Source organism: Novosphingobium naphthalenivorans NBRC 102051, from assembly GCF_001590985.1.
GTDB classification, from domain to species: Bacteria; Pseudomonadota; Alphaproteobacteria; order Sphingomonadales; family Sphingomonadaceae; genus Novosphingobium; species Novosphingobium naphthalenivorans.
The window spans coordinates 49,243-65,735 of record NZ_BCTX01000008.1; the positions used below are offsets into that span (position 1 = coordinate 49,243).

19 protein-coding genes and 1 tRNA gene are annotated in these 16,493 nt (G+C 63.1%); 17 read left to right on the forward strand and 3 right to left on the reverse strand.

The window, feature by feature from the left end; translation table 11 throughout:
* Positions 1–174 precede the first annotated feature (174 nt).
* A complete protein-coding gene (locus NN5_RS04415) occupies positions 175–726 on the reverse strand; it encodes a nucleotidyltransferase family protein (RefSeq protein WP_067732806.1) in 552 nt (183 codons plus the stop codon).
* Positions 727–984: 258 nt separating this feature from the next.
* Between NN5_RS04415 and rpsB the strand changes: the two genes are divergently transcribed.
* From rpsB to rpmE, 13 genes are all read left to right on the forward strand, one after another.
* On the forward strand, positions 985–1,740 hold the full coding sequence (gene rpsB, locus NN5_RS04420; RefSeq protein ID WP_067732807.1) for a 30S ribosomal protein S2: 756 nt from the start codon (positions 985–987) through the stop codon (positions 1,738–1,740).
* A 115-nt stretch (positions 1,741–1,855) separates the two neighbouring features.
* Positions 1,856–2,779, forward strand: coding sequence for a translation elongation factor Ts (gene tsf, locus NN5_RS04425; protein ID WP_067732808.1), 924 nt, complete (start codon positions 1,856–1,858; stop codon positions 2,777–2,779).
* Positions 2,780–2,941: 162 nt separating this feature from the next.
* Complete coding sequence (locus tag NN5_RS04430) at positions 2,942–3,499, forward strand: hypothetical protein (RefSeq protein WP_157081004.1); 558 nt, start codon at positions 2,942–2,944, stop codon at positions 3,497–3,499.
* A 137-nt stretch (positions 3,500–3,636) separates the two neighbouring features.
* On the forward strand, positions 3,637–4,359 hold the full coding sequence (gene pyrH, locus NN5_RS04435; protein WP_067732810.1) for a UMP kinase: 723 nt from the start codon (positions 3,637–3,639) through the stop codon (positions 4,357–4,359).
* A 3-nt stretch (positions 4,360–4,362) separates the two neighbouring features.
* Positions 4,363–4,920 carry a ribosome recycling factor gene (gene frr / locus NN5_RS04440; protein WP_067732811.1) on the forward strand — a complete coding sequence of 186 codons (558 nt, stop codon included), beginning with the start codon at positions 4,363–4,365 and terminating at the stop codon, positions 4,918–4,920.
* A gap of 34 nt (positions 4,921–4,954) precedes the next feature.
* Positions 4,955–5,644, forward strand: coding sequence for a polyprenyl diphosphate synthase (gene uppS, locus NN5_RS04445; RefSeq protein WP_067732812.1), 690 nt, complete (start codon positions 4,955–4,957; stop codon positions 5,642–5,644).
* A 3-nt stretch (positions 5,645–5,647) separates the two neighbouring features.
* A complete protein-coding gene (locus NN5_RS04450) occupies positions 5,648–6,406 on the forward strand; it encodes a phosphatidate cytidylyltransferase (protein ID WP_067732813.1) in 759 nt (252 codons plus the stop codon).
* A gap of 5 nt (positions 6,407–6,411) precedes the next feature.
* Positions 6,412–7,563, forward strand: coding sequence for a 1-deoxy-D-xylulose-5-phosphate reductoisomerase (locus tag NN5_RS04455; protein WP_067732814.1), 1,152 nt, complete (start codon positions 6,412–6,414; stop codon positions 7,561–7,563).
* Between the two features lies 1 nt (position 7,564).
* Positions 7,565–8,950 carry an RIP metalloprotease RseP gene (rseP, locus tag NN5_RS04460; protein WP_067732815.1) on the forward strand — a complete coding sequence of 462 codons (1,386 nt, stop codon included), beginning with the start codon at positions 7,565–7,567 and terminating at the stop codon, positions 8,948–8,950.
* Positions 8,951–9,123: 173 nt separating this feature from the next.
* On the forward strand, positions 9,124–11,745 hold the full coding sequence (bamA, locus tag NN5_RS04465) for an outer membrane protein assembly factor BamA (protein WP_067732816.1): 2,622 nt from the start codon (positions 9,124–9,126) through the stop codon (positions 11,743–11,745).
* Positions 11,745–12,452 (forward strand): OmpH family outer membrane protein, encoded by a 708-nt coding sequence (locus tag NN5_RS04470; RefSeq protein WP_067732817.1) that lies wholly within the window; start codon positions 11,745–11,747, stop codon positions 12,450–12,452. The genes bamA and NN5_RS04470 overlap by 1 nt, the downstream gene beginning before the upstream one ends.
* 19 nt (positions 12,453–12,471) lie before the next feature.
* On the forward strand, positions 12,472–12,924 hold the full coding sequence (fabZ, locus tag NN5_RS04475) for a 3-hydroxyacyl-ACP dehydratase FabZ (RefSeq protein WP_067732818.1): 453 nt from the start codon (positions 12,472–12,474) through the stop codon (positions 12,922–12,924).
* Between the two features lie 136 nt (positions 12,925–13,060).
* On the forward strand, positions 13,061–13,288 hold the full coding sequence (rpmE, locus tag NN5_RS04480) for a 50S ribosomal protein L31 (protein ID WP_067732819.1): 228 nt from the start codon (positions 13,061–13,063) through the stop codon (positions 13,286–13,288).
* A gap of 113 nt (positions 13,289–13,401) precedes the next feature.
* Here rpmE and NN5_RS04485 read toward each other — a convergent pair whose 3' ends face one another.
* Positions 13,402–13,749 carry a PilZ domain-containing protein gene (locus NN5_RS04485; RefSeq protein ID WP_169800942.1) on the reverse strand — a complete coding sequence of 116 codons (348 nt, stop codon included), beginning with the start codon at positions 13,747–13,749 and terminating at the stop codon, positions 13,402–13,404.
* Between the two features lie 275 nt (positions 13,750–14,024).
* On the opposite strand from NN5_RS04485, the gene NN5_RS04490 reads away from it, so the two are divergent.
* Positions 14,025–14,573 carry a superoxide dismutase family protein gene (locus NN5_RS04490; protein WP_067732821.1) on the forward strand — a complete coding sequence of 183 codons (549 nt, stop codon included), beginning with the start codon at positions 14,025–14,027 and terminating at the stop codon, positions 14,571–14,573.
* A 25-nt stretch (positions 14,574–14,598) separates the two neighbouring features.
* Here NN5_RS04490 and NN5_RS04495 read toward each other — a convergent pair whose 3' ends face one another.
* Positions 14,599–15,237 carry a prolyl hydroxylase family protein gene (locus NN5_RS04495; protein WP_067732859.1) on the reverse strand — a complete coding sequence of 213 codons (639 nt, stop codon included), beginning with the start codon at positions 15,235–15,237 and terminating at the stop codon, positions 14,599–14,601.
* A gap of 178 nt (positions 15,238–15,415) precedes the next feature.
* Here NN5_RS04495 and NN5_RS04500 point away from each other — a divergent pair.
* The 3 genes from NN5_RS04500 (at position 15,416) to NN5_RS26235 (ending at position 16,491) form a co-directional block, all read left to right on the forward strand.
* Positions 15,416–15,492: transfer RNA gene (locus NN5_RS04500), tRNA-His, on the forward strand.
* Positions 15,493–15,617: 125 nt separating this feature from the next.
* Positions 15,618–16,349, forward strand: coding sequence for a heme ABC transporter permease CcmC (gene ccmC, locus NN5_RS04505; RefSeq protein ID WP_067732822.1), 732 nt, complete (start codon positions 15,618–15,620; stop codon positions 16,347–16,349).
* A 1-nt stretch (position 16,350) separates the two neighbouring features.
* The gene (locus NN5_RS26235; RefSeq protein WP_169800943.1) at positions 16,351–16,491 is read left to right on the forward strand and encodes a hypothetical protein; all 141 of its coding nucleotides are present in this window, start codon (positions 16,351–16,353) and stop codon (positions 16,489–16,491) included.
* Positions 16,492–16,493 lie beyond the last annotated feature (2 nt).

Sequence of the window (16,493 nt, forward strand, 5' to 3'; positions counted from 1 at the left end):
TCTCTTTTTGTTCCATCATTGTCAAGCGATTTTTCCGAAAGGATTATGCGAGGTGCTGCTTGCAGGACGGACGAAGGCTGAGATCCGTTCGCCAGGCTGCTTGTTCCCGATGGGATGAAGGTCGAATTGTGGGGGCCATGTCCGGTGCGGGCCGGAAGGACGGGGCAGGGCTGGCTAGCCGCTCACCAGACCGGGATAGCGTTCCCGCCAGCGCTTGGCGCAAACCCTCTGTTCAAAGATCGGGCGTCTTGTTCCGGCGAAATGCGGCGTGGGGCGCAGGCGGCCGCGGTAGAGGTCTTCCAGCCCCAGCGGGGCGTTGATTTCCACCCGGCCGGCCGCAGTCAGGTGCGCGGCAATGGCCGTTGCGGTTTCGGGCCAGTGGGTCATGGCATCGGCGCAGTCGCGATAGGGCGCGTCGCCGTTGCGCAGATGCATTCGGGCCTGATTTTTGACCGACCAGTCCAGCGCGGGCATCTGCGCGTGCAGCCGGGCTTCCAGTGTCCTGTCGAAGCTGCTGTCCATCCGCTCCGGATCGAACCAGATCACGTCGATGTCACCGGAAAGGGGCGAAGGTGCCCGGCCGTGGATATGGTCCCACACGGCATCGCGCACGAAACCGGCACCGATCCAGCCATCGGGCAGGGCGAGGGCGTGGACGGCCGTCATCGCTTCCATGCGGAGCGCATCGGCTTCGAGCAAGGCGGCAAGGTCGGCTTTGCGGCTCATGGCGTCAGCATAGGCGCAGGGGCGGTTCCGGCAAATGGCGCGCCCGATTGATCGGGGCTGGCGATTGGGGCTGGATTTTCGGGAAAAACGCGTCTAAGGGCGGCGCCGTCAGGAAAGGTCCGGCCGAATTCGCGGCTGTCCCGGTCCTGGCAAATCCACATGGAAAGCGCACATACCGGTGCCGCAGCGGGTCAGGCTCCCACGGGGGTATCCGCACGGTTCCAGCTTTCCAGAGGTTGAACCGGAAAGGAATTATCTATGGCGGCTCCTGTCGTCACCATGCAGCAGCTCATCGAGGCCGGCGCTCACTTCGGCCACCAGACCCACCGCTGGAATCCGCGGATGAAGCCGTACATCTTCGGCGCCCGCAACGGCATCCACATCATTGACCTGTCGCAGACCGTGCCCCTGATGGCCCGTGCTCTCGAGTTCGTTTCGGCCACCGTGCAGGCCGGCGGCAAGGTGCTGTTCGTCGGCACCAAGCGCCAGGCTCAGGAGCCGATCGCCCAGGCTGCGCGCGCTTGCGGTCAGCACTTCGTCAACCACCGCTGGCTGGGCGGTATGCTCACCAACTGGAAGACGATCTCGCAGTCGATCAAGCGCTTCAAGGCTCTGGAAGAGCAGCTCGCCGGCGACACCCACGGCCTCACCAAGAAGGAAATCCTTCAGCTCACCCGTGAACGTGACAAGCTTGAGCTTTCGCTCGGCGGTATCCGTGACATGGGCGGCATCCCGGACGTGATGTTCGTGATCGACGCCAACAAGGAAGACCTGGCGATCAAGGAAGCCAACGTGCTCGGCATCCCGGTCGTGGCGATCCTCGACTCCAACGTTTCGCCGGACGGCATCGCGTTCCCGATCCCGGGCAACGACGACGCCAGCCGCGCCGTGCGCCTCTACTGCGACGCGATCGCTCAGGCCGCGACCAAGGGTGGCCGTGAAGCCGTGATCGACAGCGGTGCCGACATCGGCGCCATGGACGAGCCGGTCGCAGAGGAAGCTGTCGAGGCCTGATCGGCCCCGGCGACGACTTTTCGTCATGGAATTGTCGCGCGCCGGGTCCAATGGGCCTGGCGCGCATCCACATTCGGGCAGTCATCTGCCCTGCCAAACAAGAGGATTTTGAGCGATGGCTTACACCGCCGCTGACGTGAAGAACCTGCGCGAGCGCACCGGCGCCGGCATGATGGACTGCAAGAAGGCTCTGGACGAGACCGGTGGCGACCTTGAGGCCGCTGTCGACGCGCTGCGCGCCAAGGGTCTGGCTGCTGCCGCCAAGAAGTCCAGCCGCACCGCCGCTGAAGGCCTCGTCGGCGTGGCCGTCTCGGGCACCAAGGGCGTGGCTGTCGAAGTCAACTCGGAAACCGACTTCGTTGCCAAGAACGAGCAGTTCCAGGATTTCGTGCGCAACACCACCGAAGCCGCGCTGAACGTGGCTGGCGACGATGTCGAGGCGCTCAAGGCTGCGGCTTACCCGACCGGCGGCACTGTCGCCGACGCGCTGACCAACAACGTCGCGACCATCGGTGAGAACCAGCAGGTTCGCCGCATGAAGACCGTCGAAGTGTCGAACGGCGTGGTTGTGCCCTACATGCACAACGCCGCTGCCCCGAACCTCGGCAAGATTGGCGTGCTCGTCGCGCTCGAATCGGAAGCCCCGGCTGACGCTCTGGAAGCGCTGGGCAAGCAGATCGCGATGCACATCGCCGCGGCTTTCCCGCTGGCGCTGACCGCTGAGGATCTCGACGCCGATCTGATCGCGCGCGAACGCAAGATCGCCGAGGAAAAGGCTGCCGAATCGGGCAAGCCGGAAGCCGTGCAGGCCAAGATGGTCGATGGCGCGATCGCCAAGTATGCCAAGGAAAACGCGCTGCTCTCGCAGGTCTTCGTGATGGACAACAAGACCCCGATCCAGCAGGTCGTCGACGCGGCCGGCAAGGAAGCGGGCGCCAAGATCGTCCTCAAGGACTATGTGCGCTTCCAGCTCGGCGAAGGCATCGAAAAGGAAGTCTCCGACTTCGCAGCCGAAGTGGCCGCGGCGGTGGCGGGCTGATTTCAGCCAGGCTTCCTTCGAGAACGAACAAGGCGGGCCGGGGAGCGATGGCTTCCCGGCCCGTTTTCTTGTGATCGTGCAGACGGTTGATTATCACTAAGTGGTTAGCAAGCTGGTAAGCTGAGGTTGACCGGAGATCCTATGCAGTCACCAGTGCGTATCATGGGCGCTCTTCTTGCTCTTGTAGTTCCAATGCAGGCACAGGCAAAAGGAGAGCCATCGACTGATCTTGTCGAGGGGTTTCAAGGGGCACTGGTGGGGTGTCAGGAATGGGTTCTGAACCCTGCGAGTTGGAGCAGCGGTCCAGGGCCTTTCATGGAAAAGGTGGGGTTGGGAGACAAGATGGGTCAGGTCGGGCAGACCGATCCCGTGACTCTTCCCCCTGAGCCTTGGAGGAAGGGAAATCACTATTGGCGGATAAACTCCCTACCTTCGGCAGGTTACGTTCTTGTCGTGTCAGACCGATTGCCCATCTGCCACATCACGGGTGGCGGTTCTCTGGATCTTCAGCCAGTCGTTGAGCGGGTGCTAGTGTCAGAAAAGTTCAAGCGTGATTGGAAAGAGGGCGATACCTACCATCGTGAGGACATGGTTTCGACGACGTATACGAGTGCCGAGGAGCCGCGTTTTTCCATGGTTGTGAGTCGTGCTGACAAGGCTGGCGCGCGGCTTGATAGGGTCCAAGTTGTCGTTTCAGCTTCAATGACCATGAACAACTAACATTCGACAGCACGTAACATTCGGCGGCACGGCGATGGCAGGTGTACGACATCGCTGCGCATACCCACCCAACCCCTTGGCAATCATCACCGCTCCTCCTAAAGCCGCACCACCAATTCCCTGGAGAACCGAGCGGCATGTCATCCTCCCCCTACAAACGCGTCCTGCTGAAACTGTCAGGCGAAGTGCTTATGGGGAGCCAGCAGTTCGGGATCGATCCGGAATTCGTCGCGGAACTGGCCAAGGAAGTGAAGGCGGCCAAGGAGACCGGGCTGGAAGTCTGTCTTGTCATTGGCGGCGGCAATATCTTCCGCGGCATGGCGGGTGCGGCCAAGGGCATGGACCGGGCGCAGGCTGACTACATGGGTATGCTGGCCACGGTCATGAATGCGCTGGCCATGCAGAACGCGCTGGAGCAGCTGGGCGTGGAAACGCGCGTGCAGTCGGCGGTGCAGATGGATCAGGTCTGCGAGCCGGTGATCCGCCGCCGCGCCGAGCGCCATCTCGAAAAGGGGCGGGTGGTGATCTTCGCCGCTGGCGTGGGCGCCCCCTATTTCACCACCGATTCCGGCGCGGCGCTGCGGGCTGCGGAAATGCGCTGCGACGCGCTGCTCAAGGGCACCAGCGTCGATGGGGTCTATGACAGCGACCCGAAGACCAATCCGGACGCCAAGCGATACGAATCCGTCGATTACGACACAGTCCTCGCCGGCAATCTGAAGGTGATGGACGCCTCCGCCGTGGCCCTGTGCCGCGATAACTCTATTCCGATCGTCGTGTTCTCGATCCGCGAGAAGGGCAATCTTGCCAAAGTGCTCGTGGGTGAGGGGACGCAGACGGTTGTCCAGCAAGGAGCCTGAATCATGGCCAAGTATGACAAGGCCGATCTCGAACGCCGCATGAAGGGCGCGGTGGAATCGCTCAAGGGCGATCTCGCCGGCCTGCGTACCGGGCGCGCCAGCACCCAGTTGCTCGATCCCGTAACGGTCGAGGTTTACGGTGCGCATATGCCGCTCAATCAGGTCGCCACGGTTTCGGTGCCCGAACCGCGCCTGATCTCGGTGCAGGTGTGGGACAAGTCGAACATCGGTCCCGTCGAAAAGGCGATCCGTTCGGCCGGGCTGGGCCTCAATCCGATCAACGACGGCAACACCCTGCGCCTGCCGATCCCGGATCTCACCGAAGAGCGCCGCAAGGACCTCGTGAAGATCGCGGGCCAGTATGCCGAGAAGGCCAAGGTTGCGATTCGCAACGTGCGCCGCGACGGCATGGAAGCGCTCAAGACCGACGAGAACAAGAAGGAAATCTCCGAGGACGAGCGCAAGCGCGCCGAGGGCGATGTCCAGAAGCTGACCGACGAGCAGATCAAGGCCGTCGACGATGCGCTGGCGCACAAGGAAAAGGAAATCCTCAACAAGTGAGGCTGATATACAGCCTTGCAGTGAGGGAAATGTAATGGGCAAGGATGAGCCTGCGCGCGCGCGCCATGTTGCGATCATCATGGATGGCAATGGCCGTTGGGCCAAGAAACGCCACTTGCCGCGCGCGCTGGGCCATCAGCGCGGCGTGGAAGCGGTGCGGCGCGTCGTGCGCAGTGCGCGCGAACTGGGGTTGGAAGCTCTGACGCTTTACGCCTTTTCGACCGAGAACTGGCGCCGGCCGGAAGAGGAAGTCTCCGACCTGATGAGCCTGATGAAGCGCTTCATCGTCTCGGATCTCGAAGAGTTTGCCGAAGCAGGCGTCCGGTTGAAAATCATCGGTGATTACAAGGCCTTCAAGCCCGATGTTGTCGAGCTGGTTGAAAAGGCCATGGCGCGGACGGCGGGCAATAGCGGCACGACGCTGGCCGTGGCGTTGAACTACGGTTCGCAGGATGAGATCGCCCGCGCCGCCACCAAGGCAGCGGCCAAGGGGCCGATCACGCCCGAGACCATTTCCGCCGAACTGGATACCGCGGATCTGCCGCCGCTCGATCTGCTGATCCGCACTTCGGGCGAAGTGCGGCTGTCGAACTTCCTGCTCTGGCAGGCCGCCTATGCCGAGATGCTGTTTACCGATGTGCTCTGGCCGGACTTTACCGGAGATCATCTCAAGGATGCACTGGAAACTTTCGCTGCCCGCGAGCGGCGCTATGGCGGGCGCTGAGCCATGAGCGCCAAGAAATCCGATTTCGGCGCGCGCGCCGTTTCGGCGGTGGTCATGGTCGCCGTGGCGGCTAGCGCCTTGTGGCTGGGCGGGGCCGTGTGGATCGCGTTCGTCTGTGCCGTGGCGGTGGTCGTGCTGTGGGAATGGGTCCGTCTGGCGCGCAGCGGCACGGCCAGTCCGGCCGAACGCGGGCTGTGGAACTTCGGCGGGATGCTCTACGTGGGCATGGGGGCGGCGATGCTGCTGTTCCTGCGCAACCCGGCGTTCACGCTGGCACCGCTGCTGACGGTGCTGGTGAGTGTCATTGCCGTCGATGTCGGCGCCTATTTCACCGGGCGCACATTGGGCGGCCCGAAGATCGCACCGGCCATCAGCCCGTCGAAGACCTGGTCGGGCCTGCTTGGCGGCATTCTCGGCGCCACGCTCGCCTTGTTCGGAGCTGCCAAGCTCTGGCAGGAGGGTGTGATTGCCCTCACGCCTGCAGGCATCGCTGCCGACAAGGTCGCGTGCTTCGGAATGCAGCCGTGCTGGTATCTGGAAGCGGGGGCCGTTCCTCTCTTCGCGACCTGTCTGCTGACCGGCATTCTCCTCGCCATCTGCGCGCAGGCCGGCGATTTCTTCGAAAGCTGGATGAAACGCCGGGCAGGCGTGAAGGATTCGGGCCATCTGATCCCCGGCCACGGCGGCTTCTTCGACCGTGTCGATGGATTGCTGGCCGTGCTCTTCGTGCTTGCGCTCATGCTGTTGTTCCAGCCACGATGACGGCTATGCGCACGCTATCGGTTCTGGGAGCCACGGGCTCGGTTGGCGCTTCGACGCTCGATCTGGTGCGCCGCCAGCCGGAGAGCTGGCGCGTGGTGGCGCTGACCGCGCATTCCAACGCCATGGATCTCGCGCGGCTCGCGCATGAATTCTCTGCCGAAGTGGCTGTCATCGCCGACGAGGCGCGGCTTCCCGAACTGCGCGAGGCCTTGGCAGGGACCGGTATCGAGGCCGCAGGCGGCCCCGAAGCGCTGATCGAAGCGGCTGCGCGCGGGGCCGACGTGACGGTGGCGGCTATCGTCGGCTGCGCCGGACTGGCCCCGACCATGGCGGCGATCGAGCAGGGCGGAATCATCGCTCTGGCCAACAAGGAAGCGCTGGTCTCGGCCGGCGATGTCATGACGGCCGCCGTTGCCCGCCACGGCGCGACGCTGCTGCCGGTCGATTCCGAGCACAATGCGATTTTCCAGTGCCTTCAGGGCAACGACCCGGCGCATGTGCGCTGGATCACGCTGACGGCCAGTGGCGGTCCGTTCCGCGACTGGTCGTGGGAACAGCTCTGCGTTGCCACTCCGGCTCAGGCGATCAAGCATCCCAACTGGGACATGGGCGCGAAGATCAGCGTCGATTCCGCCACGATGTTCAACAAGGGCCTCGAACTGATCGAGGCGCATCACTTGTTCCCGGTCGGGCTCGACAAGTTGCGGATCATCGTTCACCCGCAGTCGATCGTTCATTCGATGGTCGAATATCGCGACGGCTCGACGCTGGCGCAGCTCGGTCCGTCCGACATGCGCGTGCCGATTGCTTCCGCGCTGGCCTGGCCGGAACGGATGGACACGCCGTGCGAACCGCTCGATCTTGCCGCGATCGGTGAACTGACCTTTCGCCTGCCGGATGAGGAGCGCTTTCCCGCCACGCGGCTGGCGCGCGCGGCCGCGCAGGAAGGGGGCGGTATTCCCGCCGTGCTCAATGCCGCGAACGAGATCGCCGTGGCGGCCTTTCTGGCCGGTCAGATTTCGTTCACCCGGATTGCGGCACAAGTGGAACATGTGCTCAATGCCTTTGCGCCGGCGCCGCCTGCCTGCCTGTCCGACGTGCTTGCCGTCGACAGCGAGGCAAGGGCCAAGGCGAGGGAACTGATGGAGACTGCCTGACTTGACCGGATCGCCCAATCTGCTGACGACGATCTTCGCTTTCCTGCTGGTGCTGGGGCCTCTGGTCCTGATCCATGAGCTGGGGCACTATCTCGTCGGCCGCCTGTTCGGGGTGAAGGCCAAGGCCTTCTCGATCGGTTTCGGCAAGGAAATCGCGGGCTGGACCGACAAGCGCGGCACCCGCTGGAAGCTCTCCGCGCTGCCGCTGGGCGGCTATGTCCAGTTTGCCGGTGACATGAATCCCGCCAGCGCGCCCTCCGCGGCGGACGACGGGCTGACGCCGGAAGAGCGGGCGCACACGTTCCACGTCAAGCCGTTGTGGCAACGCGCGCTGATCGTGTTTGCGGGGCCGGCAACCAATTTTCTGCTCTGCGTCGCGATCCTGGCGGCATTTTCCTACGTCAACGGCCGGCTGGTTGGCGATCCCGAAGTTTCAGAGTTCACTGAGAACTCGCCAGCGCAAGCGGCGGGCATGGAGATCGGCGACCGCATCGTCGCGATCGACGGCAACAAGATCGAAAGCGTCACCGACGTTCCGGAATACACGGCCTATTTTGCAGGCAAGACGGTGTCGGTCGCGGTCGAACGGGATGGGCGCACGCTGGTTTTGCCGGTGACACTTGCCAACCGCGAAGTCAGCGATGAATTCGGCAATACCGCCCGGATCGGTGATCTGGGTGTGGATTTTGCGGCTCCGGTGATCGGCGGCTTCTTCGGGGCATCTTCGGCGGAGGCCGCAGGCCTGAAAGCGGGAGACCGGATCGTCGCGATCGATGATACGGACGTACACAGCTTTGACGACATTCCAGGGCTGGTCCAGCCGTTCCCGGGCAAGGTGGTCACGATCACGGCGCTGAGGAATGGCGAGGCACGCGTTTTCCACGTCACCATCGGCTCTGCGACTGTAACCGGCGAAAACGGCCGCAGCGAAACCATTGGCCAGCTCGGCATCCGCGCCGGGTTCGGGCATGTCGTGCCGGTGGGCGCCGTAGAGGCGGTGGAGCTGGGCGTGTCGCGCAGCTTTTCCATCATGGGAACCATGGTGACGGGAATTCGCCAGATCTTCACGGGTGAGCGCTCGGTGAAGGAACTGGGCGGCCCAATCAAGATCGCCAAATATTCGGGCGAGCAATTCAGCCTCGGCTGGGATGCCTTCGTTGGCTTTGCTGCCCTGATTTCGATTAACTTGGCATTCATCAACCTCCTGCCAATTCCTGGCCTCGATGGCGGGCACCTGGCGTTCTACGCGGCCGAGTTGGTCCGTCGCAGGCCTCTGGATGTGCGCAGTCAGGAATGGGCGATCCGCATGGGCGTGGCTTTGGTCCTTACGCTGATGCTTTTCGTCACGGTCAACGATCTGGTGTCTCTCCCGGTTTTCGGGGGATAGCCTGGAGGTTTTATTCAGCGATCACATTCTCGCCGGGTTTGGCTGCTTGATTGGAGGCCTTCCATCGGGCAGATGGCTGCGGTTGCTTGCTGGCGCCTTTGCGGGTTTGCCGGGCCGGGCGGGATTATCGCGAGAGCGAAAACGGGATTTTGCGTAGAATGATGGGATGGGTAATGGTTCGCAGCAATGAAGCCCGCCGCGCGTCGCAGCTTGCGGCCGTGCTTCTGGGAACCACGGTGTTTGCGGGCGTCCCCGAGGCGGCTTTCGCCCAGGATGCGGCGCCTGCCCCGCAGGGCGCACCGGCCGTGGAGCAGACGATCCAGTCGATCCAGGTCACCGGGGCCGAGCGTCTCGAACCGCAGACGGTGATGTCCTACATCAAGCTGCGTATCGGCCAGCCTTACACCAAGGCCGCTGCCGACCAGGCGCTGAAGGATCTCTACGAGACCGAGTTGTTCAAGAACGTCGAAGTCACCAACGACGGCGGCAATGTCACGATTGCCGTTCAGGAGAACCCGGTCGTCAACCGCATCATCCTTGAAGGCAACAAGCGCATCAAGGACGACAAGATCATGCCGGAGATCAAGGTCGCCCCGCGCCAGATCTTCACCCGCTCGAAAGTGCGCGCGGACGTTGCCCGCATCATTGAGCTTTACAAGCGGCAAGGGCGCTACGCGGCGACTGTCGAGCCGAAGATGGTCATGCTCGACCAGAACCGCGTCGACATCGTGTTCGAGATCACCGAGGGCGCCAAGTCCAAGGTCCGCCAGATCAACATCATCGGCAACGAGCATTTCTCCGACGGGGAACTGCGCAGTCAGATGGTCACCAAGCAGGCGCGGTTCACCCGCATCTTCAGCTCGGGCACGAGCTACGATCCCGACCGCATGGCCTTCGACCAGCAGAAGCTGCGCCAGTTCTACCTGACGCAGGGCTACGCCGATTTCCGCGTGGTTTCGGCCGTCGCGGAACTGACGCCGGACAAGAAGGACTTCATCATCACGTACGTGGTGGAGGAAGGAAAGCGCTACAAGTTCGGCGACGTGAAGGTGGAAAGCCAGCTTCGCGACTTCGACGGCGAGAAGCTGGCGAAGAACCTGCCGATGCACAAGGGCGACTGGTACAACGCCAAGCAGGTTGAAGACACGATCGACAACCTGAACGAGACCGCCGGCGCCTTCGGCTATGCTTTCGCCGACGTCCGTCCGAAGTACGACCGCGACAAGGACAACCTCACCATGGGGATCACGTTCGTGATCCAGGAGGCCCCGCGCGTTTACGTCGAGCGGATCGACATCAACGGCAACACGCTGACCCAGGACAAGGTCGTGCGCCGCGAGTTCCGCCTTGCCGAAGGCGACGCGTTCAACTCGCTGCAGGTCAAGCGTTCGACCAACCGCATCAAGTCGCTCGGCTACTTCCAGGAGAAGTTCGAGGTCGAGCAGAAGCCCGGCAGTGCCGATGACCGTATCGTGCTGGAAGCCAACGTCGAGGAGAAGCCGACCGGCGAACTCCAGCTGTCGGCCGGTTTCTCCAGCCTTGAGAGCTTCATCTTCCAGGCCTCGATCCGTCAGCGCAACTTCCGCGGCCGCGGCCAGACGGTCGGCCTTTCGGGCAGCTATTCGCGCTATTCTAAGAGCGTGCAGGCGAGCTTCGTCGAGCCGTATCTGTTCGACAAGAACATTTCGCTCGGCGTCGATATCTACCGCCGCGACTACAACAGTTTCAATTATTACAACTCCAGCCGTAATACGACGTACCAGCAGGCGACGACCGGCTTCCAGGTTCGCGCTGGCGTTCCGCTGACCGAATACCTGACGGCGGTCGCACGCTACACGCTCAACTACGATGACGTCTCGCTGAGCAAGAGCCAGTTCTATTCGATCGATGACAATGGCGATTACACGTGTGACCCGCTGCGCGCCGGCCGCTACCTGTGTGATGCGATCGGTAAACGCCTGAGCTCGATCGCGGGCTTCTCGCTCATCTACGACACGCTCGACAACCGCATCCGTCCTTCGCGCGGTGAAACGGCCTCGCTCAATATCGATGTCGCCGGGCTTGGCGGCGATGTGCGCTATGCCCGTCTGCGCGCCAATGCCGCGAAGTATTGGCCGCTGGGTCACGGGTTCATCTTCTCGCTTTCGGGCGAGGGTGGCGCGATCAAGGGGCTGGGCCAGGACGTGCGTCTGACCGATCGCTTCTATCTTGGCGAGCCGCAGATCCGCGGCTTCGGTATCCGCGGTGTCGGGCCGCGCGTCATTCGCCAGTACCTGACGACTGACAGCGACGGAAACTACACCGTGGATTCGTCGAAGTCGGACGATGCGCTGGGCGGCAAGTACTACTACATGGGCCGTGCCGAGCTTGAAATTCCGCTCGGTTCCGGTGCGCGCGAGATGGGGCTGCGTCCGTCGATCTTCGTCGATACCGGCGCGGTCTGGAGCATCAAGAAGCCGGATACGATCGATTGTTCGACGGGCTGCTTCATCGGCACGCGCGACAGTAGTGGTGCCCAGCTCTACTACCCGAACAATGGTGACGGCACTTACGACACCTCGACGACCACCACGTCGTCTCAGACCAACGGCCTCGACAACCAGGCGATCGGTTCGACGCAGTACTTCACCGAGCGTTTCGTCGGCGATACCTGGAAGCCGCGCCTTGCGGTCGGCTTTGGTGTGAACTGGAACTCGCCCTTCGGTCCGTTCCGCATCGATATTTCCAAGGTCCTGTTCAAGCAGGATGGCGACGATACCAAGACCTTCACATTCAACGTGGGAACGCAATTCTGATGAAAACCATGATCAAGACCGTCGCGCTGGGTTCGGCTCTCGCGCTCGCCACTCTCGCCGCGCAGCCGGCTCTGGCCGCGAAACCTGCTCCGGCGGCAGCTCCTGCTGAGAACGGCACGATCGTTGCCGGCCTCGGCATTGCCAATCTCGATGCGGTGATTGCCAATTCGAACGCGTACAAGGTTGCCGAGCAGCAGCGCGAAACGACCTACAAGCCGCAGTACGATCAGGCCAAGGCGCGCAACGATCAGTTGACCGCGCAGCTCAAGCCGATGATCGACAAGTTCAATGCTGACCGTCAGGCCGCCAACCCGAACCAGGCTTCGCTGCAGCAGCAGGCAGTTGCGATCCAGCAGCTGCAGGAGAAGGGCAAGGCCGAACTCCAGCAGATCCTTCAGCCGGTGGGTCTGTCGCAGGCCTATGTGCAGGAGCAGATCGAGGACAAGCTGAACGACGCTCTGAAGTCGGCGATGAAGAAGCGCAGCATTTCGATCGTGCTGTCGCCCGATGCCGTGATCGCTTTCAACGGCGGCGCCTACAATCTCAACCAGGACATCCTGAACGAGCTCAACACGGCCATTCCGTCGGCGCAGCTCGTGCCGCCTGCCGGTTGGGAACCGCGTCAGATCCGCGAACAGCGCGCGCAGCAGGCTGCCGCTCAGGGCCAGTCCGCCCAGAGCACCAGCACGCAGCCGGCCGGCCGCTGATAGAACGCGAGTACCGGGCATGAGCGAAGAGACGGAACTGGTCTACGATACCGCGAAGATCCTGGCGGCGCTTCCGCACCGCTATCCGATGCTGCTGGTCGACCGGGTGGTTTCCTTCACCGAGGAGGAGATCCACGCGGTCAAGGCGGTCAGCTTCAATGAGGATTTCTTCCAGGGCCATTTCCCCGGCCGTCCGATCATGCCCGGCGTCCTCCAGATCGAGGCGCTGGCGCAGGCTGCCGGGATTCTGGCCATCGAGAGCCTTGGCCTCGCCGGAACCGGCAAGCTGGTCTATTTCATGGCCATCGAGGAAGCCAAGTTCCGCAATCCGGTGACGCCCGGCCACTTGCTCGATCTGCGCGCGGGCTTCGTCCAGAAGCGTTCGCGCGTGTGCAAGTTCTGGGGCAAGGCCTCGATCGGCGATAAAGTGACCTGCGAGGTCAACTTTACCGCGATGATCGCCGACGCCTGATGCCATGGCCGGGTGCGAGCCCGGTCATGGGCATTCCCAAGGGACTCCTCCCTTGCATTTTGCCGCTTCCGGCGCTATGCGCGCCGCTTTCCAAGGCAGGCCGGTCGGAACCGGCCCTATGCGAAAGAGATAAGACATGAAGGCCGATACCCATCCCGACTACCACATGATCACGGTGCAGATGACCGACGGCACCACCTTCCAGACCCGTTCGACCTGGGGCAGCGAAGGCGATACGCTGGTGCTCGACATCGATCCGACCTCGCACCCGGCCTGGACCGGCGGCAAGGCCCAGATCCAGGACGGCGGCCGCGTGGCGCAGTTCAACAAGCGTTTCGGTGGTCTCTCGCTCACCAAGAAGTGAGTGTAGGCCCGGCTACGCGGGCCTTATCGCCAGAACGAAAAAGGCGGCCTTTCGAGGCCGCCTTTTTTGATGTCTGAATGAGGCAAGAGGGGGCGGGTTCTGCCCGCCAGAGTTCAGCCGTCCAGGCCCAGGTCCATCAGGTCGAGCCAGGCGGTCTGGTCCGCCGGCACCGCCCGCAGGAATTCCATACCCGCAGCCTGCCCCCGCACCCAGCGGACGATCGCGGGGAGCATCGAATCCTCGCAGAGCCCGATGGACACGAAGGCGCCCTGGCGCAGCTCGTCGGAATCTGTCTGCACGCAGCATCCGTGATGGGAAATGTCGGCCAGAAGTACCGAAGTCCTGCGGCCTTGCGAGGTTTCCAGCACGGCTTCGAAGTGCGTGGCATGACGCCGCTCGCGGCGGCGGTCGTCGAGAGTATCCTGCCGTGCGGTGTAGAGTCGTCCGATGGGTGCGTTCACGTCTTTTGTGTCCTTGGCGTCCCTTGGAATACCCGCCATTGTCCGCCTGCAATCGTTAATCAGCCTTCACAGGACAGCCTTGCTATCGCGGTAACCTCGTTTTTCCGCAGGATTGCGATTGCGTTTCGATCGCACGAATCTAGGCTGCACCGGCCGCGTTGCGGGACAAGGCGCGCGCGCTCGGCGTTGTGATGTGTGCTGCACTTGCGGAATTCCGGTGCCGGCGGCGTCGAGTCACAGAATGAGCCGGAAAGGCTCCGAACAGGAGAAGCGTAATGATCCGAACTGCCCGTATAGCCGCCGCTTGTGCTCTCGTGCTGTCCGCTTCCGCCGCGCTGGCGGACGATGCGCCGGCAAGCGGCGAGGGCAAGACGATTCACGCGACCGTGATCGGGCTCGACGGCAATTCGCTGGGTATGATCACGCTGCAGCAGACCCCCACTGGCGTGCTGCTCTCCACCGACCTCAAGGGGCTGCCGCAGGGCGAGCATGGTTTTCACTTCCATGAAAAGGGCGTGTGCGATCCCGCTGCCAAGTTCACGACGTCGGGCGGCCACTTCGCTGCGGGCAACCCTGAGCATGGCCTGATGGTCATGGGCGGGCCGCACGGCGGCGACATGCCGAATCAGTATGTGGGGCCGGACGGGACGCTCAAGACGCAGGTCCTCAACACAGGCGTCACTCTGACGCCCGGTCCGAAGTCGCTTCTCGATGCGGACGGTTCGGCGCTGGTGATCCATGCGGGCCAGGACGACTACACCAGCCAGCCGTCCGGCAATGCCGGCGGCCGTATTGCCTGCGCGGTGATCAGCGCCGGGGAGTGATGCCCGTTAAGGGCGGGCAGGGCGCTCAGCCCCAGCCCCAGGGCCGTTCGCGATACCATTGCGTGATGACGTACTTGCGGCCCGCCCGCACTTTCATCGCGTGATGCAGCGTGGCGGCATTGGGGCTGCCGTCCGGACGGCGGTTGTTCCAGGCCACCAGCTTGCCGCGTTCGGGCTGGATCGTCTTGTTGATGACCTTGAAACGGGTGGCGCCGCCTGCGTCCACATCGTTCAGGTAGATCATGAAAGTCCAGGTGCGCTGCCCGGATACCGAGCAATAAGTATCGTAGTCGGCGCTGCCGGGCTCGAAATAGTCGGTATGGGCCTTGAACTCCTGACCGACTTCATAGCGCTGGCCCTGCAGCGGTTCGGCATGGGCCTGGTCTATGCCGGACAGGTGCGAGAGCTTGAGCGCAAGCGCGGCCACGGCGGGCGTTTCGGGAGGAAGGTCGCATGTCGAACTGGTGCGGAACGCGTTATCCCCATTGCCGTCGGCAACTGTCGACGGTCGATGCTGTGCCTCGATCAGTCTGACAAGCGCATCGCACTCCGCGGGCGCGAGGAAATCGCGCACGACAAAGAGGTCGAGCCGCGACGAGGGGAAACGCTGCACGCCCGGACGTGCGAGGAGATGAGTGGCCGATGATTCGCCGAGTTCCGTCATGACGGCCTTCATAGACCCGGCAACTTTGCGGGAAAATTGCGTGAGATCGCGTGTGATCCGATTTTTTGCTTTGCAAGACGCTCTGCCTTGTGCAAAGGCGCGCTCCCGCACCGGTCGCTGTGTAGAGCGGCCTCGCGGGTGTTTCCGCATCTGGCATGATAAGCCGATGCGCAGTGTGGCGATCGTAGCTCAGCTGGTTAGAGCGCCGGTTTGTGGTACCGGAGGTCGTGGGTTCGAACCCCATCGATCGCCCCATTCTTTTCTGATCAGGCTTCGCGCCCGCACAAGATGCGGAGCGCGTAATTTACAGGTGACAAGCGGCCGTCTTTGCTGTCGAAGCACTTGCTCCGCTCGCTAGGGACTTTAGAAGCGCGCCTGTCATGCACGGATTTGCGAACCCGGCCCGTTTTCTCCGCATCGCCCGATGGCTGATGCCGCTCTGTATGGTCGCGGGTGTCGCCCTGGCCATGGGGGCGCTTGGCTGGGGCCTGTTCGAGGCGCCGGCGGAACGGCTGCAGGGCGAGACTGTGCGAATCGTCTATCTGCATGTGCCTTCCGCCTGGCTCGGCATGGCCGGCTGGATGGGCATTGCAGCGGCCAGTTTTTCTGAACTTGTCTGGCGCCATCCGCTGGCCGGTATCGCCGCGCGTGCCTGTGCCGTGCCGGGCGCGCTGTTCACGGCGGTGTGCCTTGTCACCGGATCGCTCTGGGGCCGCCCGGCCTGGGGGACCTGGTGGGTGTGGGACGGGCGGCTGACCAGTATGCTGGTGCTGCTGTTCCTCTATTTCGGCTGGATGGCACTGTCGCAGGCCAGCGAGGCATCGGATGGCGGCCATAACAAGACCCCGGCGATCTTCGGCCTGGTGGGCGCGGTCAACATCCCGATCATCCATTACTCGGTGACGTGGTGGAACAGCCTGCACCAGCCGCCCAGCATCACCATGGGCAAGTCGGCGATGTCCGCCGATTTCCTGGTGCCGCTGCTGTTGGCGATGCTGGGTTTCACGCTGATCTTTGCCGGCGTGGTGCTGGCGCGGATGCGCGCCATTCTGGCGGACCAGCAGGCCGAGGCGCGCCTGCGCCGCAAGGCTCTCAGCGAAGCGGAATTCTGACATGCGCGAGGCGATGGACCCATGGACTTTCGTAGTGGCGTCCTATGCCATCGGCGTGGGGGCGACTGCGGCGATGATCGCGTGGTCGCTATTGTCGATGAAACGCGCTGAAAAGCGCCGTGACGAGGCGAGAAAGCGCTGAGA